Source organism: Pseudomonas sp. p1(2021b) (genome assembly GCF_020151015.1).
Taxonomy (GTDB): Bacteria; Pseudomonadota; Gammaproteobacteria; order Pseudomonadales; family Pseudomonadaceae; genus Aquipseudomonas; species Aquipseudomonas putida_K.
In genome coordinates this window covers 4,369,639-4,392,542 of the sequence record NZ_CP083746.1, presented here as the reverse complement: position 1 = coordinate 4,392,542, position 22,904 = coordinate 4,369,639, and the positions used below count along the sequence as shown (strand labels likewise).

Here is a 22,904-nt window from a genome sequence, read left to right as displayed (position 1 = left end):
CGGCCCTTTCGCGGCACAAGGCCGCTCCTGCACGGACAACGCAACCCCTGTAGGAGCGGCCTAGCGCCGCGAAAGGGCTGCAAAGCAGCCCCAACCCACTCAGACGCGGAACTTGCTCACCAGCGTCTGCAGATGCCCACCCAACCGCGCCAGCTCCACGCTGGACGCCGCCGTCTCGTCACTGGCCGTCGCCGTCTGCTCCGACACATCCCGCACGTTCAGGATGCTGCGGCTGATTTCCTCGGCCACCGCGCTCTGCTCTTCGGCTGCCGCGGCGATCTGCTGGTTCATCGACTGAATGTTCGACACCGTGCGGGTGATGTTGTCCAGCGAGGCGCCGGCCTTGCGTGCCAGCTCGACGCTGCTGTCGGTCAGGCTGCGGCTGCCGTTCATGACGTCGGCCACCTGCTGGGTGCCGTTCTGCAGGCTGGCCACCAGGCCTTCGATCTCTTCGGTGGACTGCTGGGTGCGCTGCGCCAGGCCGCGGACCTCGTCGGCGACCACGGCGAAACCACGGCCGGCTTCACCGGCGCGGGCGGCTTCGATGGCGGCGTTGAGCGCCAGCAGGTTGGTCTGTTCGGCCACCGACTTGATCACGTCCATGACGCTGCCGATCTTCTGGCTTTCCTGCTGCAGCAAGCTCATGGCCTCGGTGGAGCGGTGCACTTCCTCGGCCAGGCGTTCGATCTGGCTGATGGCTTCGCCCACCACGCGGTCACCGGCGCGGGCTTCGTCATCGGCACCGGTCGCGGCGTGGGAAGCCTGCTCGGCATTGCGCGCCACTTCCTGCACGGTAGCGGCCATTTCATGCATGGCGGTGGCCACCTGGTCGGTCTCGACCTTCTGGCTGTTGGCGCCAGCGCTGGTCTGCTCGGTGACGGCCGAGAGCTGTTCGGCGGCGCTGGCGATCTGGGTGACGCCATCGCGAATGCCGGTGATCAGCTCGCGCAGGGTGGCGCCCATGCGGGCGATGCCTTGCTGCAGCACGCCCAGCTCGTCGCGACGGGTGACGCGCAGGTCCTGGGTGAGGTCGCCGCTGGCGATCTTTTCCACAGCATCCAGGGTTTCGCGCAGCGGGCGGGTGATCTGGCGGGTGATGAGCACGGCAGCCAGTACGCCGACCAGCAAAGCCAGGAGCGTGGCGATGGTCTGCAGGCTACGGGCCTGGAGGCTTTCCTGGTCGCGACGGTCGAGCTGGATCTGGTACAGCTGGTCGCTGCGCTTGACGATGTCGGCGCCTTGCACGGTCATTTCCGCCCGGGCCTCGGCGATCTGGGCGAGCGCATCGCGGAACTGGGCGACGGCAGCGCGGTAGGCCTGCAGGCCCGTTTCGAACTGCTGCACGCGTGCGGCATCGTTGGGCAGTTCGCGCTTGAGGCCGTCGATTTCCGCCAGGGCGGTATCGAGCTGGCGCAGGGCGGCCCGCTCGGCATCGGCGGTCTGGTCGGCAATGTAGCTGCGCACGTCCAGGCGTACCTGGGCCAGGGTCTGCTTGGCCTTGCTGATCAATTGGTACTGGGCCAGGCGGGTGCTGTCGGCATCGGTGCTGGCGAGCACGTCGCGGCTGATCGCCTCGATCGGTTCGTTGGCCTGGGCGGCTGCCTTGCCCATGGTGTCGCGGGCGGCGAGGCTGGCGTTGTAGCCTTTGCGCATCTTGTCCAGCGAGACGCGGTATTCGCTGATGGTCTGGCCCTGTTCGCGCAGCAACTTGAGGTTTTCCGGGCTCTTGAACGTGTTGACCAGGTGCTGCTGCTGGGCGCCGAAGGCATCGAGCTTGGCCAGTACGTTGGCCGCCGAGGTGTCGTCGCCGTTGGTCAGCATGTACTGCAGGCGTGCCACGCGCAGGTTGGTCAAGTCACTGTTGAGCTTGGTGATGTCGCTCATCCAGTTGCTGCGGTCGATCAGGCTGCCCAGGCTGGTCCAGCCGGTCAGGGCCAGAAGGCCGGTCAGAAGCAGGACCAGGCCGAAGCCCAGGCCGAGTTTGAGGTTGACGCTGATATTGGCAAACCAGCTGTTCATGGCACGCTCTCCAGAAATTGATTTCGCTCGCTTGATCTCCAATCGCTGGGCATTGTTGTTATCGGGGCCCGCTGATTCCTGTGGGGGTTATCGGCAGCTGGGGATGAAGCTGAAACGCTTTTTCAGCGGATTTGTAACCTGCTGAAAACGTTTGCGTTTTGGAGAGGGCGGGGGGCTGCTTTGCAGCCCTTTCGCGGCAGAAGGCCGCTCCGACAGGGGAACGCGAATCTTCGGTAGGAGCGGCCTTGTGCCGCGAAAGGGCCGCAAAGCGGCCCCATTTCACAGATTACGCGCGCCGAAAGTATCGCAGCGGTTCACATCGCCACTGGAGAACCCGGCCTTGAACCAGCGCACGCGCTGTTCAGAGGTGCCATGGGTGAAGGAGTCCGGCACTACGCGGCCCTGGCCCTGTTGCTGCAGACGGTCGTCGCCGATGGCGTTGGCGGCGTTGAGAGCTTCTTCCACGTCGCCCGGCTCCAGCCAGTTCAGGCGCTTCTGCGCCTGGTAGGCCCAGACGCCCGCCAGACAGTCGGCCTGCAGCTCCTGGCGCACCAGCAGGCCGTTGTCGCCCTCCATGCGCTGGCCGCTGCGCCGTGCGGCGTCGACCTTGGCCGAGACGCCGAGCAGGGTCTGCACGTGGTGGCCAATCTCGTGGGCGATCACATAGGCCTGGGCGAAGTCGCCAGCGGCGGCGAAGCGGGTTTCCATTTCGCGGAAGAAGGTCATGTCCAGGTATACCCGTTGGTCGGCCGGGCAGTAGAAGGGGCCGACCGCCGAGGAGGCGAAGCCGCAGGCGGAGTTCACCTGGCCGCTGAACAGCACCAGCTTGGGGTCGCGGTACTGCTTGCCGCCTTGGGCGAACAGGGCTTTCCAGGTGTCCTCGGTATCGCCGAGGATCGAGGCGACGAATTCGGCCTGTTCGTCGTTGGCCGGCGGGGCCTTGCTGCCCACGCTGGCCGGCGCCTGATGCTGCTGTTGCTCCATCTGCCCAGCGAGCTGGCCGAGGATCTGCAACGGGTCCTGCCCGGTGATCCAGCCGATGCCGACGATCAGCAGGATCGCGCCGAGCCCCAGGCCCTTGCCACCGCCGAAGCGCATGCCGCCCCCGCCGCCACCTTCGCCTCGGGCATCGACCACATTGTCGCTACGTCGGCCTTTTCGCCATTCCATGTACTGTTCTCCGAGGGCTTGTAACGTGAGGAGCAAGAGTAGCCAGTGCAGGGGCAACTGTCAGGCGGTTAGAGCCGCTTTACGGCCACTCGCCCCTGTAGGAGCGGCCTTGAACTGGCCTAATGATTTTGGACACCTTCTTCGGGCGCTATGATGGCGCCCAATTGGAGGCAAAATCAGTGCGCAAGTCTTATTCGAGAGAACACAAAATCCGAGCAGCTGAAATGGTGCTGGATGCCGGCCAGTCGGTTCCTGAGGTATGCGAAATCCTCGGGATTGGCCGCACAGCTCTTCGTCGTTGGGTTGAGCAGGTAAGGCAGGAGAGAGAGGGCAAGGTGCCGGCTGGAGCCAAAGCCATCACTCCGGAGCAGCAACGTATTGAAGAGCTGGAAGCGCTGGTTCGTCAAAAGGATCGGGATATCGAAATCCTAAAAAAGGCCAGTGCTCTCCTGCTTCGGGACTCCAAAGATCGTTCTCGCTGATCAACGAGCTGAGAGAGCAATATGGTGTTGTCGACTGCTGTCGCGTGCTTGGGGTCAAACGCAGCAGTTTCTATGCATGGCGCAAACGCCAAGGGCGTGAGAATCCCGGCAGGGATGCTCTACGCTCGCGTGTAATCGATCGTTTTAAGGCGTCACGAAGCTCTGCCGGTTCACGCACGTTGATGCAGGAGCTGCGGCGTGAAGGCCATGAGATTGGGCGTTACAAAGTGCGTGCGCTTATGCGTGAAGCTGGCCTGAAATGCCGGCAGCGTAGACCGCACCGGTATCGGTCATCCGGCACGGAAGCATTGATTGCGGAAAACCAACTGAAGCGAAACTTCAAAGTTTCGACAATCAACGAGGTTTGGTGTGGCGATGTAACTTATATCCAGGTTGGCAGGCGTTGGCTGTATTTAGCCGCAGTAATCGACTTGTATGCACGCCGAGTCGTAGGCTGGGCGTTTTCAATGACTGCCGATGCCAGGCTGGCCTGTGACGCGCTGCGTATGGCGTCTGAGTCCAGGGGCAGGCCTGCGGGCGTGATGTTTCATTCAGATCAAGGCTGCCAGTACACCAGCCACAAATTCAGGTCTGTGCTTGAAGAGTGCAGCCTGAAGCAGAGCATGAGCCACCGTGGCCAATGCTGGGACAACGCCGCCATGGAGCGATTCTTTGGGGCATTGAAATCAGAATGGGTGCCACCAGGAGGCTATGAGTCCGAATCTGAAGCCAAGGCCGACATCATGGCTTATTTGGTGCACTACAACCTCAAGCGCCTCCACAGCTACAACGGCTACGAGACCCCGGTAGCCATGGAGGAAAAGCTCAGGGCAGCGGCATGAACCTTAACCGGTGTCCAAAATTACTTGACCAGATCACCTCGTGCCGCGAAAGGGGCGCACAGCGCCCCCGCTTCAACGGCGAACCAGCAGCACGCCGCTTTCCATGTGATGGGTATACGGGAACTGGTCGAACAACGCGCACCGCTCGATGCGATGGGTGTCGTGCAGCTGGGCGATGTTCGCCGCCAGCGTCTCGGGGTTGCACGAGATATACAGGATCCGCTCGAACCTGCGGGTCAGCTCGCAGGTGTCCGGGTCCATCCCGGCACGTGGTGGGTCGACGAACACAGTGCCGAAGTCGTAGCTTTTCAGGTCGATCCCTTCCAGACGGCGGAACGGGCGCACTTCGTTCAGTGCCTGGGTCAGCTCTTCGGCCGACAGGCGTACCAGGCGCACGTTGCCCACGCCGTTCTCGTCGAGGTTGCTCAGCGCGGCATTGACCGAGGTCTTGCTGATTTCGGTCGCCAACACTTGGCGCACCCGGGTGGCCAGGGGCAGGGTGAAATTGCCGTTGCCGCAGTACAACTCCAGCAGGTCGTCGTCGCGCTGGCCGATGGCCTCGAAGGCCCAGGCCAGCATCTTCTGGTTCACCGCACCGTTGGGTTGGGTGAACGCGCCTTCGGGCTGGCGATAGCTGAATACGCGGCCTGCGACGTCGAGCTTTTCCACCGCATAGTCACGGCCGATCACCAGGCGCTTGCCCTTGGAGCGGCCGATCAGGCTCACGCCCAGCTCTGCGGCCAGCTGGCGTGCGGCCGCTTCCCAGGCGTCGTCCAGCGGGCGGTGGTAGCACAGCGTGACCATGGCATCGCCAGCCAGGGTGGTGAGGAACTCTACCTGGAAGAGGCGGTTGCTCAGTGCTTCGCTGGCCTGCCAGGCGGCTTTCAGGCGGGGCATCAGCGCGTTGATGCGCTGGCTGGCGATGGGGAAGTCGTCGATCAGGATCGCCTTGTGCTTCTCGCCCGGGGCGAACATCGCGTAGTGGCGCTGGCCGTCTTCACGCCACAGGCGGAATTCGGCGCGCAGGCGATAGTGCTCGCGCGGCGAGTCGAACACCGCCGGCTCTGGCGCGCCGAAGGGCGCCAGCAGCTCACGCAGGCGCGCGACCTTGGCTTCGAGCTGTTGGGTATAGGCGGAAGGGTCGAAGACAGCACTCATGCGTTGAACCAGCCCAGCTTGATGACGAACAGGATGGAAAGGATCACCAGCGCCGGGTTCAGGTCGCCGCGGCGGCCGGAAATCAGCTTGATGGCGGTCCAGGTGATGAAGCCGAAGGCGATGCCGTTGGCGATCGAATAAGTCAGCGGCATGGCCAGGGCGGTGACCACCACCGGCGCGGCCTCGGTGACATCGTCCCAGTTTATTTCCGCCAGGCCCGAGGCCATCAGTACCGCGACGAACAGCAGCGCCGGGGCGGTGGCGAAGGCCGGCACGCTACCGGCCAATGGGGCGAAGAACAGCGCCAGCAGGAACAGGATCGCCACCACAATGGCGGTCAGGCCTGTGCGGCCACCGGCGCTCACGCCCGCGGCGGACTCGATGTAGCTGGTGGTGGTGGAGGTGCCCAGCAGCGAGCCGGCCATGGCTGCGGTGCTATCGGCGATCAAGGCACGGCCCATCTTCGGCATATGGCCGTCCTTGCCCATCAGGCCGGCGCGCTTGGCCACGCCGATCAGGGTACCGGAATTGTCGAACAGGTCGACGAACAGGAAGGCGAAGATCACGCTGATCAGGCCTACGTCCAGGGCGCCGGCGATGTCCAGTTGCAGGAAGGTCGGGGCCAGCGAAGGTGGCATCGACACCACCCCGGCGAACGGCGTGACGCCCATCAGGATTGACGCCAGGGTCACGGCGAGGATACCGATCAGCACGGCGCCACGAACCTTCATCGCTTCCAGGGCCACAATCAGGAAGAAGCCCAGGGTGGCGAGGATCGGCGCCGGTTGCTTGAGGTCGCCCAGGCCCACCAGGGTGGCCGGGTTGTCGACGACGATGCCGGCGTTATGCAGGGCGATCAGTGCCAGGAACAGGCCGATACCCGCGGCGATGGCCGAGCGTAGTGGCAGGGGGATGCTGTTCACGATCCATTCGCGGATACGGAAGATCGACAACAGGAAGAACAGCACTGCCGAAAGGAAGACCGCGCCCAGGGCCACCTGCCAGGTGTGGCCCATGTGCAGGACCACGGTGTAGGTGAAGAAGGCATTCAGGCCCATGCCCGGCGCCAGGGCGATCGGGTAGTTGGCGATCACGCCCATGGTCACCGAGCCGATGGCCGCGGCCAGGCAGGTGGCGACGAAGATCGCGCCTTTGTCCATGCCGGTCTCGCCGAGGATGCTCGGGTTGACGAACAGGATGTAGGCCATGGCCAGGAAGGTGGTGACGCCCGCGAGAATCTCGGTGCGCACGTTGGTGTTGTGTGCTCTTAGTTGAAACAGCCTGTCCAGCATGCCCGCTCCCCAAGGCGCCCCCGGCGCCGTGAATGTATCGACCCCAATCAGCAAAGCACAGACCGTACCGGTTGCCGTGGTTTTCTGCGGGGCGGAAAAAAGCCGCGCATCATACCAGCATGGATGGCGAGGGCCTATGGCTACGGGGCAGGGCGGGATATGCGGTTGTCTGTGCGGGCCCAATCGCGGGACAAGCCCGCTCCCACAGGTACAACGCCGTCTTCAAGACAGCGGTAGACCTGTGGCCCCCACAGGTACAACGCCGACTTCAAAACAGCTGTAGACCTGTGGGAGCGGGCTTGCCCCGCGATTGCGCCGGTATGGTCAGCCGCCGTGCAGCCGGTCGCGCTGGGCCAAGGTCGGGAACAGTTTCATCCAGGTCCCGGTCACCACCAGCGTACCCACACCCCCCAGCACCACCGCTGGCACCGTGCCGAACCAATGCGCGGTCAACCCCGATTCGAACTCGCCCAACTGGTTGGAGGCGCCAATGAACAAGCCGTTCACCGCACTGACCCGGCCACGCATCTCGTCCGGCGTCTCCAACTGCACGAAGGCACCGCGGATGACCATGCTGATCATGTCCGCCGCACCCAGTACCACCAGCACCGCCAACGAGAACCAGAACGAAGTGGACAGGCCGAAGGCGATGGTGGCCACGCCGAATACGCCGACGGCGGTGAACATGGTCAGGCCGACCTTGCGCTCCACCGGGAAGCGCGCCAGCCACAGCGACATCAACAGCGCGCCCACCGCCGGTGCCGAGCGCAACAGGCCCAGGCCCCAGGCGCCGGTGAGCAGGATGTCCTTGGCGAATACCGGTAGCAACGCAGTGGCACCGCCCAGCAGCACAGCGAACAAGTCCAGGGAAATCGCCCCGAAGATGTCCGGGCGGCTGCGGATGAAGCGGATCCCGGCCAGCAACGACTCCAGGCTGGCGCGCCCGCGTTGGGCCACCTGCTGGCGGACATCGAGGCTCAGGGTGAGCAGACAAGCAATCACGTACAGCGCCACGGTCGGGCCATACACCCAGATACTGCCGAAGGCATAGAGCAAGCCGCCCACTGCCGGAGCGACGATGGTCGCCGCCTGGGTAGCCGAGGCCGAAGCCGCCACTGCCCGCGGGAACAACCCGGTCGGCACCACGTTGGGCAGCAGTGCCTGGGTGGCCGGCATCTCGAAGGACCGTGTGGCACCGAGCAGGAAGGCCAGGGCGAAGATCAGCTCGCGGCTGACGTTGTCGGTGGCGCTGCCCACTGCCAGGGCCAGGGCGATCAGCGCTTGCAGGCTCTGGCACAGGGCGGCGACGCGGCGCCGGTCATAGCGGTCGGCGACGTGGCCGGTGTGCAGCATGAACAGCACGCGTGGGGCGAATTCCACGAGCCCCACCAGGCCCAGGTCCAGCACGTTGCCGGTCAGCTGGTAGAGGTGCCAGCCGATGGCCACGGTGAGCATCTGGAAGCCACTGGCGGTGAACACCCGGGCCAGCCAGAAGGCCAGGAAAGGGCGGTGGTGACGCAGCAGCTGCACAGCGGGATCGGACATCGGTAAGCCTTGACTTCGGCGCGGTAGAGGGGTTGCAGGGTATCACCTGTTTGTAACAAATGGTTGCTGTTTGCCGGGTTCGGCACTTTTCACCGTGCCCCGCAAGGCGGTGGGACAACCGGTCACGCGGCAATCAACCACACGGCTCGCCTGGCCATTCGGGTCTATGCTTCCCAACATTCGTTGACCTGGGTCAATCGTTCCAGGTGCAACGATCCGGCCGTTGGCCGCAATCCCTGCGATCGAACAGAACAATTCCAAAACGCCGCACTCGATAACCGTGGGGGCAGTGGGCGTCAGGGCCACGAGCCCGGACGCTGGATTACCTGAAGAGGAAGCACTATGTTCGGTTTAGAGGCCTTGGAGCTCGCCCGAATCCAGTTTGCGTTTACCGTGTCCTTTCACATCCTGTTCCCGGCCATCACCATTGGCCTGGCGAGCTACCTGGCCGTCCTCGAAGGCCTCTGGCTGAGGACCCACAACAACGTCTACCGTGACCTCTACCATTTCTGGTCGAAGATCTTCGCCGTCAACTTCGGCATGGGCGTGGTCTCGGGCCTGGTCATGGCCTACCAGTTCGGCACCAACTGGAGCCGCTTCTCCGACTTTGCAGGTGCCATCACCGGCCCCTTGCTCACCTATGAAGTGCTCACCGCCTTCTTCCTCGAGGCCGGTTTCCTGGGCGTGATGCTGTTCGGCTGGAACCGCGTCGGCCGAGGGCTGCATTTCTTCGCTACGGTCATGGTGGCGCTCGGCACCCTGGTCTCGACCTTCTGGATCCTGGCGTCGAACAGCTGGATGCAGACTCCCCAGGGCCACGAGATCATCGATGGTCGGGTGGTACCGGTGGACTGGCTGGCAGTGATCTTCAACCCGTCGTTCCCCTTCCGCCTGATGCACATGGCCACCGCCGCGTTCGTGTCCACGGCCTTCTTCGTCGGTGCTTCGGCGGCCTGGCACCTGCTGCGCGGACGTGATAACCCGGCGGTGCGCAAGATGCTGTCCATGGCGATGTGGATGGCCCTGATCGTGGCGCCGATCCAGGCGGTGATCGGCGACTTCCATGGCCTGAACACCCTCAAGCACCAGCCGGTGAAGATCGCGGCCATCGAAGGGCATTGGGAGAACAAGCCCGGTGAATCGACCCCGCTGATCCTGTTCGGCCTCCCCGACATGGACGCCGAGACCACCCGCTTCAAGATCGAGATCCCGGCGCTGGGCAGCCTGATCCTCACCCACAGCCTGGACAAGCAGGTACCGGCGATGAAGGAGTTCCCGCCAGAGGACCGCCCCAACTCGACCATCGTGTTCTGGTCGTTCCGGGTCATGGTCGGCCTGGGCCTGCTGATGATCGCCGCCGGTTTCTGGAGCCTGTGGCTGCGCAAGCGCGGCACCTTGTACAGTTCGCGGCCGTTCCTGCACTTCGTGCTGTGGATGGGCCCTTCGGGCTTGATCGCCCTGCTGGCCGGCTGGTTCACCACCGAGATCGGGCGCCAGCCGTGGGTGGTCTATGGCCTGATGCGCACCGCCGATGGTGTCTCCAACCACAGCTACGGCCAGCTCGGCCTGACCTTGGTGATTTTCGTGGTGGTCTACTTCGCCCTGTTCGGCACGGGCCTTGGCTACATGATGCGCCTGGTGCGCAAGGGGCCGAAGACCGGCGAGGGCGACGAGCACAACCCTGGCGGGCCTGGCCAGAAACGTACGCCAGCGCGGCCGTTGTCCGCCGCCGATGAAGGCCATGAGGCCGACTCCGCCAGCTTGAGCAAGGGGAACTGAGCCATGGGTATCGACCTTCCGTTGATCTGGGCCGTGATCATCATCTTCGGCGTCATGATGTACGTGGTGATGGACGGCTTCGACTTGGGCATCGGCATGCTCTTCCCCTTCGTCAAGGGCGAGCGTGACCGTGATGTGATGATGAACACTGTCGCCCCCGTGTGGGACGGCAACGAGACCTGGCTGGTGCTGGGCGGGGCCGGGCTGTTCGGCGCCTTCCCGATGGCCTATTCGGTGGTCCTCGAGGCGCTTTACCTGCCCCTGATCCTGATGCTGGTGGGGCTGATCTTCCGCGGCGTGGCCTTCGAGTTCCGCTTCAAGGCCACGGCCGAGAAGCGCCATATCTGGGACAAGGCGTTCATCTGGGGCTCGCTGGTGGCGACCTTCTTCCAGGGCGTGGCCCTGGGGGCCTTCATCGAGGGCTTCAAGGTGGTGGACCGGCACTATGCCGGCGGTGCCCTGGACTGGCTGACACCCTTCAGCCTGTTTTCCGGCGTGGGCCTGATCGTCGCCTACACCCTGTTGGGCTGCACCTGGCTGATCATGAAGACCGAAGGGCCATTGCAGCAGCAGATGCACGACCTGGGCAAGCCTCTGGCGCTGGTGCTGCTGGCGGTCATCGGCATCGTCAGCCTGTGGACGCCGCTGGCCTACCCCCAGATTGCCGACCGTTGGTTCAGCATGCCGAACCTGATCTGGTTCATGCCGGTGCCGATCCTAGTGTTGGTGACCTTTTACGGATTGCTGCGGGCGGTGGCACGCAATGCACACTACACGCCGTTCCTGCTGACGCTGGTATTGATCTTCCTGGGCTACAGCGGCCTCGGGATCAGCTTGTGGCCGAACATCATCCCGCCATCGATCTCCATCTGGGACGCTGCGGCACCCCCGCAGAGCCAGGGCTTCATGCTGGTGGGGACGTTGTTCATCCTGCCGTTCATCCTCGGGTACACCTTCTGGAGCTACTACGTGTTCCGCGGCAAGGTCACCCATGAGCACGGCTATCACTAGGGAGGCCCGGTGATGATGGTTGAAGAGAAGAAACCGCTCTGGCAGCGCCTGGGCTGGCTGGTGCTGATCTGGGCGGGGAGTGTGGCAGCACTGGGTATCGTGGCCTGGCTAATGCGGATGTTCATGAGTGCGGCGGGGTTGAGTACCCACTGAGTCATCGGGGCCGCTTTGCGCCCCTTTCGCGGCACAAGGCCGCTCCTACAGCGCCTCCTGTAGGAGCGGCCTTGTGCCGCGAAAGGGCTGCAAAGCAGCCCCAGACATTACTTGCGGGCCTTGAGGATCACGAACTTCGGTGTCGCCGCCACCTGCTCCACCCCCCGGAACAACCGCCCCAGCTTACTGTGATAGCCCAGGTGGCGGTTGCCTACGATATAAAGCGCCCCACCCACCACCAGTGCTTCGCGGGCCTGCTGGAACATGCGCCAGGCAAGGAAGTCCCCCACTACCTGCTGCTGGTGGAACGGCGGGTTGCACAGCACCACGTCCAGCGACTGTTTTTCCTGCCCGGCCAGGCCATCGGCAGGGCGGATGTCCACGCCTCGATCCCCGAGCGCGGCGCGCCAGTTCTCCTGGGCCGACTGCACCGCCATGTACGACTCGTCCACCAGGGTGTAGTGCGCATCGGGGTTGGCCAGGGCGCTGGCGATCGCCAGCACGCCATTGCCGCAGCCAAGGTCGGCCACGCGTGCCTGGCCCAGGTCGCGGGGCAGGTGGGGCAGGAAGGCACGGGTGCCGATGTCCAGCCCTTCGCGGCAGAACACGTTGGCATGGTTGACCAGCTCCAGGGCCGGCGTGTCCAGGCGATAGCGGCTGGGGTAGGGCGAGCGCGCGGCAGGGCGTTCGGCGACGGTCGCGGTGAGCAGGCGCGCCTTCTTCTGCGCCAGCGAAGCCTGCACCGGGCCGATGTACTTCTCCATCAGGTCGCCTGCGGCACGGGGCAGATGCTTGATCATGGCGCCGGCGATCACTTGGGCGCCAGGGGCCAGGTGGCCTTGCAGGCGGATCAGTTGCTCCTCGAGCAAGGCCAAGGTCTTTGGCACGCGTACCAGCACGCGGTCGAACGCCCCCTGCCAGGCCTCGCTGGCCGGCACGAAGGGTACGGCGTCGAACGGCTTGCCGTTGCGTGCGAGGTTCTTTTGCAGCGCCAGGTGGCCCAGGTGCGAGTCGCCGCTGCTGGTCACCGCTACGTGGCCGACCAGGCTGGCGGCCAGGGCACCGAAGCTGTCGTTGAGCACCAGCACCCGGCAATCGGCGGCAGGCGTCTGGCTGGCCAGGTGCGCCAGCAGGTACTCGTCGGCTGCGTCGAAGGCTTGCAGGGGATCGTTGGCCTGGTCCGGCTGGCGGATCAGGTCAAGTTCGGCGAAGGGGCTGGTCAGCAGGGGCATGGCGTAGGGCTCGGTGCGGGTCTGCTCGGCGCGAACCACGACGAGCTTCAGGGGCGCGATTCTACAGGGCTTTGCCGCCGACTTGTACGACGAGGCCCTACAAACCGTCGGTGTTCATCCCTGGCGCTTTGCGCGACACTGGGCGCACCTGCCCGATGGAGTCCGTCATGACCGCCAGCGCCGACAAGTTCACCCGCCAGACCCTGCTCGACGTCCAGCCGTTGACCCCCAGCCTGTTCACCTTGCGGGTCACCCGCGACGCAGGGTTTCGCTTTCGCGCCGGGCAGTTTGCCCGCCTGGGCGTGACCAAGGCCGATGGCAGCGTGGTATGGCGGGCCTATTCGATGGTCAGTGCCCCCCATGACGAGTTCCTCGACTTCTTCTCCATCGTCGTGCCGGGCGGTGAGTTCACCAGCGAGCTGAGCCGCCTGGGCGAGGGCGACAGCCTGCTGATCGACCGCCAGGCCTTCGGCTACCTGACCCTTGACCGCTTCGTCGGCGGCCGCGACCTGTGGCTGCTGGCCACCGGTACCGGCATCGCGCCGTTCATGTCGATCCTGCAGGACTTCGAGGCCTGGGAGCGGTTCGACAACATCAAGCTGGTGTACTCGGTGCGCGAAGCGAAGGAGCTGGCCTACCTGGACCTGATCGCAGGGCTCGAGCAGCGCGACTACCTGGCGGAATTCGCGGGCAAGCTGCAGTTCATCCCGGTGGTCACTCGCGAGCAGCACCCGGGGGCATTGAACGCGCGGATCACCACGTTGATCGAAAACGGCGAGCTGGAAAGGGCGGCGGGGCTGGCGCTGTCGCCGGAGCATTCGCGGATCATGCTGTGCGGCAACCCGGAGATGATCGACGACACGCGCAAGGTACTGAAGGCGCGCGACCTGCAGTTGAGCCTGAGCAAGCGGCCGGGGCAGGTGGCGGTGGAGAACTACTGGTAAAGCGGCGCTGGATTCATCGCGGGACAAGCCCGCTCCCACACAGGTTGCACGATTCCTGTAGGAGCGGGCTTGTCCCGCGATTGGGCTGCGAAGCAGCCCCCATAGGCTTACTGCCGATTCTGCGTCTTGAGCAGGTCGCGAATCTCGGTCAGCAGGGTTTCCTCGGCGCTCGGTACTGGCGGAGCGCTCGGGGCCACGGCTTCCTCGCGCTTGAGGCGGTTGATCACCTTCACACCCATGAAAATGGCGAAGGCCACGATCAGGAAATCGATCACGGTCTGGATGAACTTGCCGTAGGCCAGTACCACCGCAGGAATGTCACCCTCGGCTGCCTTGAGCGTGATGGCCAGGTCGCTGAAATCCACACCCCCGATCAGCAAGCCCAGCGGCGGCATGATCACGTCGCCTACGAAGGACGATACGATCTTGCCGAAGGCCGCGCCGATGATGATACCGACTGCCATGTCGACGACATTTCCCTTGACCGCGAAGGCCTTGAATTCACTGAGCATTCCCATGGTTTATTCCTTGTAACAAATGGAGAGGTATTCGCAGTGTAGCCAGCAAATCGCTTCGTGCGTTGCGCTGCGGCCAGGTGCGAATAGTTTTGTCGTCCGAAGGCGCGTTCGAGACACGTCCGGCTCAGTTATCATGGCGATTTTTTCCAGGAGACTGAGCCCATGGCCAAGGCCAAGCGCTTGTATGGCTGCACCGAGTGCGGCGCGACCTTCCCCAAATGGGCCGGCCAATGCGGCGAGTGCGGGGCCTGGAACACCCTGGTCGAGACCATGATCGAAAGCGGCGGTGCCGCGGCACCTGCCGGGCGCACCGGTTGGGCCGGGCAGCAGGCGCAGATCAAGACCTTGGCCGAGGTCAGTGTCGAGGAGATCCCGCGCTTCACCACCAGCAGCGCCGAGCTGGACCGTGTGCTCGGCGGCGGGCTGGTGGACGGTTCGGTGGTGCTGATCGGTGGTGACCCGGGTATCGGCAAGTCGACGATCCTGCTGCAGACGCTGTGCAACATCGCCACGCGGATGCCGGCGCTCTACGTCACCGGCGAGGAGTCCCAGCAGCAGGTGGCCATGCGCTCGCGCCGCCTGGGCCTGCCCCAGGACCAGCTCAAGGTCATGACCGAGACCTGCATCGAGTCGATCATCGCCACCGCGCGCCAGGAAAAACCGCGGGTCATGGTCATCGACTCGATCCAGACCATTTTCACCGAACAACTGCAGTCGGCCCCTGGCGGCGTGGCCCAGGTGCGCGAGAGCACGGCCTTGCTGGTGCGCTATGCCAAGCAGAGCGGCACGGCGATCTTCCTGGTCGGCCATGTGACCAAGGAAGGCTCCCTGGCCGGCCCGCGCGTGCTCGAGCACATGGTCGATACGGTGCTGTACTTCGAAGGGGAATCGGATGGGCGTCTGCGCCTGTTGCGTGCGGTGAAGAACCGCTTTGGCGCGGTCAACGAGCTGGGCGTGTTCGGCATGACCGACCGAGGCTTGAAGGAGGTGTCCAACCCGTCGGCGATCTTCCTCAACCGCACCCAGGAAGAAGTCCCCGGTAGCGTGGTCATGGCCACCTGGGAGGGTACCCGGCCGATGCTGGTGGAAGTGCAGGCGCTGGTGGACGACAGCCACCTGGCCAACCCTCGGCGCGTGACCCTGGGCCTGGACCAGAACCGCCTGGCCATGTTGCTGGCGGTCCTGCACCGCCATGGTGGTATTCCCACCCATGACCAGGACGTGTTCCTCAACGTGGTAGGTGGGGTGAAGGTGCTGGAGACCGCTTCGGACCTGGCCTTGCTGGCCGCAGTGATGTCCAGCCTGCGCAATCGCCCGCTGGCCCATGGGCTGCTGGTGTTCGGTGAGATCGGCCTGTCGGGCGAGGTACGCCCGGTGCCCAGCGGCCAGGAGCGCCTGAAGGAAGCCGCCAAGCATGGCTTCAAACGGGCCATCGTGCCCAAGGGCAACGCACCCAAGGAAGCGCCGGCGGGGTTGCAAGTCATTGCCGTGACGCGCCTGGAGCAGGCGCTGGATGCATTGTTCGAATAGGACGCGCCGTTGCTGGGGCTGCCTTGTGCCGCGAAAGGGGCGCAAAGCGCCCCCATTTATAAAGAAAAAGGGGAGCCGACGATGCGCATCGGCTCCCCTCGATCACCCCTGCGGGCGATCAGTGCTCGGCTAGCGCCTTGCGCCGGGGCGCTTCGTTGCCGTGCTCGTCGAGTTCCATCACCGGCACTTCGTTGCCATCGGCATCGAACAGCTTGCCATCCTTGAAGTAATCACCATCGCGCAGGCACGAGATGTCCGAATACTGGATGGTACGCTCGTAACCGGCGGCGAACACCGACTGCTGGTCCGAGTTGCCGGTCTTGATGTGGTTGAAGATCAGGTTCAGCAGAATCGCCATGATCGCCGCGGAGCTGATGCCCGAGTGGAAGATGGTTTCGAACCAGCTCGGGAAGTGGTGGTAGAAGGTCGGTGCGGCGATCGGGATCATGCCGAAGCCCAGGGAGGCGGCGACGATGATCAGGTTGACGTTGTTCTTGTAGTTGACCGTCGCCAGGGTGCGGATGCCACTGGCCGCCACGGTGCCGAACAATACGATGCCCGCACCACCCAGTACTGGGGTCGGTACCGCGGCAATCACCCGGCCCATGATCGGCAGCAGGCCCAGCACCACCAGGATCACGCCGCCGGTGGCCACCACGTAGCGGCTCTTCACGCCGGTCACGGCCACCAGGCCCACGTTCTGGGCGAAGGCACTCTGGGTGAACGAGCCGAAGATCGGTGCCAGGATGCTCGAGGCCATGTCGGCGCGCAGGCCGTTGCCCAGGCGCTTGGAGTCGACCTTGGTGTCGATGATCTCACCCACGGCGAGGATGTCGGCCGAGGTTTCCACCAAGGTCACCATGATCACGATGCACATCGACAGGATCGCAGCGATATGGAAGGTCGGCATGCCGAAGTGGAAGGGGGTGGGGAAGGCGAAGATCGGGCCTTCGGTGACCTTGCTGAAGTCGGTCATGCCCAGGGACCAGGCGATCAGGGTGCCGATCACCATGGCCAGGAGGATCGACAGGCGCGAGATGGCCGCGCTGCCCAGCTTGCTCAGCAGCAGGACGATGGCGAAGGTCAGTGCCGCCAGGCCGATGTTGGCCACGCTGCCGAACTCCGGCGATGCGCTGTTGCCACCCATGACCCAGCGCGCGGCGACCGGCATGAGCGTCAGGCCGATGGTGGTGATGACGATACCGGTCACCAGCGGCGGGAAGAACTTGGTGATGCGCGAGAACACCGGGGTGATCAGGAAGCCGATGAGCGAGGCTGCCATGACCGCACCGAGTACACCTGGCAGGCCACCGCCATCCTGGCTGCTGAGGATCGCGCCCATGGTCGCCACGCCTGCGAACGAAACCCCTTGAACCAGCGGCAGCTGACAACCGAAGAACGGCAGGCCCAGAGTCTGCAGCAAGGTCGCCAGGCCACCGGCGAACAACGAGGCGGCGATCAGAATGCCGATTTCGGCCGGGGCCAGGCCGGCAGCCTGACCCAGGATCAGGGGTACGGCGACGATGCCCCCATACATGGTCAATACATGTTGCAGACCATAAGCCAAGTTGGCACCAACGCCGAGATTTTCATCTTCGGGGCGCTTGGCGGGAGACGTGCTAGGGGACGTAGTCATGGAGCAGGCTCACTTGTTTATTGTTGTGCCGCTACTGTAGACAATTCCTACAAACAAATACCACAGGAATTGTATACAAGATTTTGATCGGAGCACCAACCGGGGTAACCGCCGGGCGCGGTTCAAGTGAATGCAGAATGCGTTCCAAGGTGGCAAAGGCGGTACTAGAGGGGTGTGTACAACCCACTATACCCAGCGCAGAAAGCTGTCTGGGTAGACAGGAAACACTTGGGAGTCAGAACGTTAGCAAGCTAAGAGATATCAATATTCGATGAGTTCGCGCAGTTCACGCATCATTTCGGTGCTGTCGGCCACGTTCAGCTCAACAAGACGGTGCAAATGGCTCATTGAATCGATATCGATGTAGAGGCAGACGAAGCCCAGCCGCGTAGGTTCTTCGTGGCGTAGCTCCACTTGCATGCGCACTTGGGTTTCCGTGTCGAGGTGGACGATGGCATCGAAATCCTGGGTGAGGTCGGCGTCCCATGGGGAAGGGCGCTCTATCAGCAGGCCCTTGAGCGACAGGTCCAGCAGCTTGACCGGCCAGCGCTTGAGGCCTTGGCGCAGCTCGGTGGGCGCATCGAAGTCGATGCGCAGGAAACGGCGGCGTTCATCGTGTTCGCTCATGGGGCGGCCCTCCTGAGGGTACTTCCTGACTATAGTTGATGGTGTGTGTCGTTCAGGTACCGCAATCAGGCCGCGAAGGCTCTAGACCAAAGCAAGTATGGCAATGCGCGGTGAGTGGCCCTAGACTCGATGGGCGGTCTTTTCCAATCCACCAGCTGGAAGCAAACCATGAACAACAATAATAGCCTGCTACGCCACATTCCGTGGCTGGCGCTGGCAGTCATAGGCGCCTGTGCGCTGGGCGTGGTCGCCCTGCGTCGCGGCGAGGCGATCAACGCCTTGTGGATCGTGGTCGCGGCAGTGGCCCTCTACCTGGTCGCCTATCGCTACTACAGCCTGTTCATCGCCACCAAGGTGATGCAGCTCGATCCTCGTCGGGCCACCCCGGCGGTCCTCAACAACGATGGCCTGGACTACGTCCCGACCAACAAGCACATTCTGTTCGGCCACCACTTCGCCGCCATCGCCGGCGCCGGCCCCCTGGTGGGCCCGGTGCTCGCGGCGCAGATGGGCTACCTGCCCGGCACGCTCTGGCTGATCGCCGGCGTGGTCCTGGCCGGTGCGGTGCAGGACTTCATGGTCCTGTTCCTCTCCACCCGTCGCAACGGCCGGTCCCTGGGGGACATGGTCCGCGAGGAGATGGGCCGTATCCCGGGCACCATCGCCCTGTTCGGCTGCTTCCTGATCATGATCATCATCCTCGCGGTGCTGGCGCTGATCGTGGTCAAGGCCCTGGCCGAGAGCCCCTGGGGCATGTTCACGGTGATGGCGACCATCCCGATCGCGATGTTCATGGGCGTCTACATGCGCTACATCCGCCCGGGCCGCATCGGCGAGATCTCGGTCATCGGCGTGGTCCTGCTGCTGCTGTCGATCTGGCTGGGGGGCCAGGTGGCGGCAGATCCGACCTGGGGCCCGGCGTTCACCTTCACCGGCGTGCAGATCACCTGGATGCTGGTGGGCTATGGTTTCGTCGCCGCTGTACTGCCGGTATGGCTGGTACTGGCGCCGCGTGACTACCTGTCGACCTTCCTCAAGATCGGCACCATCGTGGGCTTGGCCATCGGTATCCTGATCATCGCACCTGAGCTGAAGATGCCGGCCCTGACCCAGTTCACCGACGGTACCGGCCCGGTGTGGAAGGGCACCCTGTTCCCGTTCCTGTTCATCACCATCGCCTGTGGTGCGGTGTCCGGCTTCCACGCGCTGATCTCCTCGGGGACCACGCCCAAGCTGCTGGACAATGAGGTCAACGCCCGCTACATCGGCTACGGCGGCATGCTGATGGAGTCGTTCGTCGCCATCATGGCCATGGTCGCTGCCTCGGTCATCGAGCCGGGCGTGTACTTCGCCATGAACAGCCCGGCCGCAGTGGTCGGCGCCGATGTCGCGTCGGTGGCCCAGACCGTCAGCAGCTGGGGCTTCATGATCACCCCCGAACAGCTCGAGGCGACCGCCCGCGACATCGGCGAGCACACCGTGCTGGCCCGTGCCGGTGGTGCACCGACCCTGGCGGTGGGGATCGCACAGATCCTTCACCAGGTGCTGCCGGGTGAGAACACCATGGCGTTCTGGTACCACTTCGCGATCCTGTTCGAGGCGCTGTTCATCCTCACCGCGGTGGACGCCGGTACCCGTGCCGGTCGCTTCATGCTGCAGGATCTGTTGGGCAGCTTCGTCCCGGCGCTCAAGCGTACCGACTCGTGGGGCGCCAACCTGATCGGCACCGCCGGTTGCGTGGCGCTGTGGGGCTACCTGCTGTACCAAGGTGTGATCGACCCGCTGGGCGGCATCAATACCCTGTGGCCGCTGTTCGGCATCTCCAACCAGATGCTGGCCGGTATCGCCCTGATGCTCGGCACCGTGGTGCTGATCAAGATGAAGCGTCAGCAGTACGTCTGGGTCACCTTGCTGCCGGCTGTCTGGCTGCTGATCTGCACCACCGCCGCGGGCCTGATCAAGCTGTTCGACCCGAACCCGGCCGTGGGCTTCCTGGCCCTGGCCAACAAGTACAGCGTGGCCCTGGACGCAGGCCAGGTGCTGGCACCGGCCAAGAACATCGACCAGATGCAACACGTGATCTACAACGCGTACACCAACGCGGGCCTGACCGTGCTGTTCCTGTTGGTGGTGTTCAGCGTGCTGTTCTTCGCCATCAAGGTCGGCATCGCCGCCCTGGGGCGCAAGGAACGCAGCGACAAGGAAACCCCGTTCCAGGCGTTGCCTGATGCGTGACACACAAGAGGAAAACCGTGATGTTCAACGACCTTGGGCGACTGGGTAAATACCTGGGGCAGGCAGCCCGCCTGATGGTCGGCATGCCTGACTACGACAACTATGTCGAGCACATGCAGACCAAGCATCCGGACAAGCCGGTGATGAGCTACGAGGCGTTCTTCCGGGAACGCCAGGAAGCGCGTTACGGTGGCAAGTCCGGGCCCAAGTGTTGTTGAACTTGAGGTTGTAGGAGCGGCCTTGTGCCGCGAAAGGGGCGCGCAGCGCCCCTTGTCTTCAGCATCATCGCCACTGTCCCTGGGGCCGCTTTGCGGCCCTTTCGCGGCACAAGGCCGCTCCTACAGGGATGCGGCCTTTTCTTTTATCCACTGCACAGGAGATGTACTGCGTGCAGACGCCTATTCCCGTAACCGTACTCACAGGCTTTCTCGGTGCCGGCAAGACCACGTTGCTCAAGCACATGCTCAAGGCCGAGCACGGTCTGAAGATCGCCGTGATCGAAAACGAGTTCAGCGAAGCCGGCATCGACAGCCAACTGCTGGGCGACGAACCGGTGCAGGTCATGACCCTGGCCAATGGCTGCGTGTGCTGCACCATCCATACCGACCTGACCAAGGCCCTGTACCTGCTGCTCGAGCGCCTGGATGCCGGCGAGATCGCCTTCGACCGCCTGGTGATCGAATGCACGGGCCTGGCCGACCCTGCGCCTGTGGCGCAAACCTTCTTCATCGACGAAGACCTGCGTGAACGCTACCTCCTCGACGGCATCATCACCCTGGTGGACGCCGCCCATGCCGACGTGCACCTCGCCCAGGCCATCGCCCAGGCCCAGGTGGGTTTCGCCGACCGCCTGCTGCTGAGCAAGACCGACCTGGTCGAGCCCGCAACGGTCGAGGCCTTGCAAGCGCGTTTGGCGCGCATCAATGGCCGCGCTGCGATCCGTGTGGTCGAGCATGGCCGTATCGAGCTGGCCGAATTGCTCGACGTGCGTGGCTTCAACCTCAACACTGACCTGGGCGCCAACCTCAAGCCGGCCTTGCGCCCGGTGCTCAAGCACACGGACCGCATCTCGACATTGGTGCTGCGCACCGATACCCCGCTGGACATCGACCGGCTCAGCGACTTCATGAACGAGTTGCTGGAAAATCATGGCAAGCAGTTGCTGCGCTACAAAGGCGTGCTGAATATCGCCGGTGAGGATCGCCGCCTGGTGTTCCAGGGCGTGCTCAAGCTGTATGGCTTCGACTGGGATGCCGAGTGGGGGGAAGGGGAGGCGCGCGAGAGCGTGATGGTGTTCATCGCCGACGAATTGCCGGAAGAGAAGATCCGGGCGGGGTTCGAGGCGCTGGGTTAAGGTTCGAAAACGATTGGGGCTGCTTCGCAGCCCTTTCGCGGGGCAAGCCCGCTCCTACAGAGGTTGCGTGAACCTGTAGGCGCGGGCTTGGCCCCAACGGTCGATCAGTTGCCGTACACCGGCAGCTTCTTGCAGATCGCCTTGACCTTCTCGCGAACGGCATCGATCACCGCTTCGTTGTTCAGGTCAGCCAGGATGTCGCAGATCCAGCCAGCCAGCTCACGGCACTCGGCTTCCTTGAAGCCGCGGGTGGTCACGGCCGGGGTGCCGAAACGCAGGCCCGAGGTGACGAACGGGGAGCGTGGGTCGTTCGGTACCGAGTTCTTGTTGACGGTGATGAACGCTTTGCCCAAGGCCGCGTCGGCGTCTTTGCCGGAGATGTCTTGCTTGATCAGCGACAGCAGGAACAGGTGGTTCTGGGTGCCGCCGGATACGACGTCGAAGCCACGCTCGATGAACACGCTGGCCATGGCCTGGGCGTTCTTCACCACTTGCTGCTGGTAGGCCTTGAACTCAGGCTGCAGGGCTTCCTTGAAGCAGATGGCCTTGGCAGCGATGACGTGCTCCAGCGGGCCGCCCTGGGCGCCCGGGAAGACGGCTGCGTTGAGCTTCTTCTCGATCTCTTCGTTCTTGCGAGCGAGGATCAGGCCGCCACGTGGGCCGCGCAGGGTCTTGTGGGTGGTGGTGGTGACCACGTCGGCGAACGGCACTGGGTTCGGGTAGACGCCAGCGGCGACCAGGCCGGCCACGTGGGCCATGTCGACGAACAGGTAGGCACCGACCTTGTCGGCGATGGCGCGGAAGCGGGCGAAGTCCAGGACCTGGGAGTAGGCCGAGAAGCCGGCGACGATCATCTTCGGCTTGTGCTCGACCGCCAGGCGCTCGACTTCGTCGTAGTCGATCAGGCCGTTGGCATCGATGCCGTACTGGATGGCGTTGTACAGCTTGCCCGAGGAGCTGACGCTGGCGCCGTGGGTCAGGTGGCCGCCGTGGGCCAGGCTCATGCCCAGGATGGTGTCGCCGGCCGACAGCAGGGCCAGGTAGACCGCGGCGTTGGCCTGGGAGCCGGCGTGCGGCTGGACGTTGGCGTAGTCGGCGCCGAACAGTTGCTTGGCGCGATCGATGGCCAGCTGCTCGACGACATCGACGTACTCGCAGCCACCGTAGTAGCGCTTGCCCGGGTAGCCTTCGGCGTACTTGTTGGTCAGTACCGAGCCCTGCGCTTCCATGACCGCGGGGCTGGTGTAGTTTTCAGAAGCGATCAGCTCGATGTGCTCTTCCTGGCGCAGAGCTTCTTGCTGCATGGCTTCGAAGAGCTCGGCGTCGTACTTGGCAATGGTCAAATCACGGCTGAACATGGCGGTCCTCAAGGATCGG

Annotated in this window: 20 protein-coding genes and 1 pseudogene; 10 read left to right on the top strand and 11 right to left on the bottom strand. The window is 64.0% G+C overall.

Annotated elements, in window-relative coordinates:
* Window positions 1-99: 99 nt before the first annotated feature.
* From K8374_RS26595 to K8374_RS20465, 3 genes and pseudogenes are all read right to left on the bottom strand, one after another.
* Window positions 100-804, bottom strand: coding sequence for a methyl-accepting chemotaxis protein (locus tag K8374_RS26595; protein ID WP_411969662.1), 705 nt, complete (start codon window positions 802-804; stop codon window positions 100-102).
* A 198-nt stretch (window positions 805-1,002) separates the two neighbouring features.
* A pseudogene (locus K8374_RS26590) lies at window positions 1,003-1,884 on the bottom strand (methyl-accepting chemotaxis protein); the annotation flags it as partial.
* 414 nt (window positions 1,885-2,298) lie between these two features.
* Entirely contained in the window at window positions 2,299-3,189 is an 891-nt protein-coding gene (locus K8374_RS20465) for a neutral zinc metallopeptidase (protein WP_224456966.1), read from the bottom strand.
* Between the two features lie 122 nt (window positions 3,190-3,311).
* Between K8374_RS20465 and K8374_RS26585 the strand changes: the two genes are divergently transcribed.
* Complete coding sequence (locus tag K8374_RS26585) at window positions 3,312-3,671, top strand: transposase (protein ID WP_224456644.1); 360 nt, start codon at window positions 3,312-3,314, stop codon at window positions 3,669-3,671.
* On the top strand, window positions 3,668-4,513 hold the full coding sequence (locus K8374_RS20460) for an IS3 family transposase (protein WP_411969661.1): 846 nt from the start codon (window positions 3,668-3,670) through the stop codon (window positions 4,511-4,513). Before K8374_RS26585 ends, K8374_RS20460 begins: the two co-directional genes overlap by 4 nt.
* 72 nt (window positions 4,514-4,585) lie before the next feature.
* Here K8374_RS20460 and trmA read toward each other — a convergent pair whose 3' ends face one another.
* The 3 genes from trmA to K8374_RS20445 all read right to left on the bottom strand — a co-directional run bounded on the left by trmA (window position 4,586) and on the right by K8374_RS20445 (window position 8,508).
* A complete protein-coding gene (trmA, locus tag K8374_RS20455) occupies window positions 4,586-5,671 on the bottom strand; it encodes a tRNA (uridine(54)-C5)-methyltransferase TrmA (RefSeq protein WP_224456964.1) in 1,086 nt (361 codons plus the stop codon).
* On the bottom strand, window positions 5,668-6,963 hold the full coding sequence (locus tag K8374_RS20450; protein WP_196143789.1) for an NCS2 family permease: 1,296 nt from the start codon (window positions 6,961-6,963) through the stop codon (window positions 5,668-5,670). Before K8374_RS20450 ends, trmA begins: the two co-directional genes overlap by 4 nt.
* A gap of 324 nt (window positions 6,964-7,287) precedes the next feature.
* Window positions 7,288-8,508, bottom strand: coding sequence for an MFS transporter (locus tag K8374_RS20445; protein ID WP_224456963.1), 1,221 nt, complete (start codon window positions 8,506-8,508; stop codon window positions 7,288-7,290).
* A gap of 342 nt (window positions 8,509-8,850) precedes the next feature.
* Here K8374_RS20445 and K8374_RS20440 point away from each other — a divergent pair, with 342 nt between their 5' ends.
* From K8374_RS20440 to K8374_RS20430, 3 genes are read left to right on the top strand one after another with little or no spacing between them, the layout of a single operon-like run.
* Entirely contained in the window at window positions 8,851-10,287 is a 1,437-nt protein-coding gene (locus K8374_RS20440; RefSeq protein WP_224456962.1) for a cytochrome ubiquinol oxidase subunit I, read from the top strand.
* 3 nt (window positions 10,288-10,290) lie between these two features.
* A complete protein-coding gene (gene cydB, locus K8374_RS20435; RefSeq protein WP_224456961.1) occupies window positions 10,291-11,298 on the top strand; it encodes a cytochrome d ubiquinol oxidase subunit II in 1,008 nt (335 codons plus the stop codon).
* A gap of 12 nt (window positions 11,299-11,310) precedes the next feature.
* On the top strand, window positions 11,311-11,451 hold the full coding sequence (locus K8374_RS20430; protein ID WP_084858455.1) for a DUF2474 domain-containing protein: 141 nt from the start codon (window positions 11,311-11,313) through the stop codon (window positions 11,449-11,451).
* A 107-nt stretch (window positions 11,452-11,558) separates the two neighbouring features.
* On the opposite strand, the gene K8374_RS20425 is transcribed toward K8374_RS20430, so the two are convergent.
* Window positions 11,559-12,683 carry a methyltransferase gene (locus tag K8374_RS20425; protein WP_224459374.1) on the bottom strand — a complete coding sequence of 375 codons (1,125 nt, stop codon included), beginning with the start codon at window positions 12,681-12,683 and terminating at the stop codon, window positions 11,559-11,561.
* Window positions 12,684-12,850: 167 nt separating this feature from the next.
* On the opposite strand from K8374_RS20425, the gene K8374_RS20420 reads away from it, so the two are divergent.
* A complete protein-coding gene (locus K8374_RS20420) occupies window positions 12,851-13,627 on the top strand; it encodes a ferredoxin--NADP reductase (protein ID WP_224456960.1) in 777 nt (258 codons plus the stop codon).
* A gap of 107 nt (window positions 13,628-13,734) precedes the next feature.
* On the opposite strand, the gene mscL is transcribed toward K8374_RS20420, so the two are convergent.
* Window positions 13,735-14,145 (bottom strand): large-conductance mechanosensitive channel protein MscL, encoded by a 411-nt coding sequence (gene mscL / locus K8374_RS20415; protein ID WP_224456959.1) that lies wholly within the window; start codon window positions 14,143-14,145, stop codon window positions 13,735-13,737.
* Window positions 14,146-14,307: 162 nt separating this feature from the next.
* Between mscL and radA the strand changes: the two genes are divergently transcribed.
* Entirely contained in the window at window positions 14,308-15,675 is a 1,368-nt protein-coding gene (gene radA / locus K8374_RS20410) for a DNA repair protein RadA (protein WP_224456958.1), read from the top strand.
* Between the two features lie 118 nt (window positions 15,676-15,793).
* Here radA and K8374_RS20405 read toward each other — a convergent pair whose 3' ends face one another.
* Entirely contained in the window at window positions 15,794-17,311 is a 1,518-nt protein-coding gene (locus K8374_RS20405; protein ID WP_224456957.1) for a nucleobase:cation symporter-2 family protein, read from the bottom strand.
* A gap of 261 nt (window positions 17,312-17,572) precedes the next feature.
* Entirely contained in the window at window positions 17,573-17,938 is a 366-nt protein-coding gene (locus K8374_RS20400) for a PilZ domain-containing protein (RefSeq protein WP_224456956.1), read from the bottom strand.
* A 168-nt stretch (window positions 17,939-18,106) separates the two neighbouring features.
* On the opposite strand from K8374_RS20400, the gene K8374_RS20395 reads away from it, so the two are divergent.
* From K8374_RS20395 to yjiA, 3 genes are all read left to right on the top strand, one after another.
* Window positions 18,107-20,173 (top strand): carbon starvation CstA family protein, encoded by a 2,067-nt coding sequence (locus K8374_RS20395; protein WP_084858449.1) that lies wholly within the window; start codon window positions 18,107-18,109, stop codon window positions 20,171-20,173.
* A gap of 20 nt (window positions 20,174-20,193) precedes the next feature.
* Window positions 20,194-20,391 (top strand): YbdD/YjiX family protein, encoded by a 198-nt coding sequence (locus K8374_RS20390; RefSeq protein ID WP_008094130.1) that lies wholly within the window; start codon window positions 20,194-20,196, stop codon window positions 20,389-20,391.
* A gap of 170 nt (window positions 20,392-20,561) precedes the next feature.
* On the top strand, window positions 20,562-21,527 hold the full coding sequence (yjiA, locus tag K8374_RS20385) for a GTPase (protein ID WP_224456955.1): 966 nt from the start codon (window positions 20,562-20,564) through the stop codon (window positions 21,525-21,527).
* 104 nt (window positions 21,528-21,631) lie between these two features.
* On the opposite strand, the gene glyA is transcribed toward yjiA, so the two are convergent.
* Entirely contained in the window at window positions 21,632-22,885 is a 1,254-nt protein-coding gene (gene glyA / locus K8374_RS20380) for a serine hydroxymethyltransferase (RefSeq protein WP_084858448.1), read from the bottom strand.
* Between the last annotated feature and the right edge of the window lie 19 nt (window positions 22,886-22,904).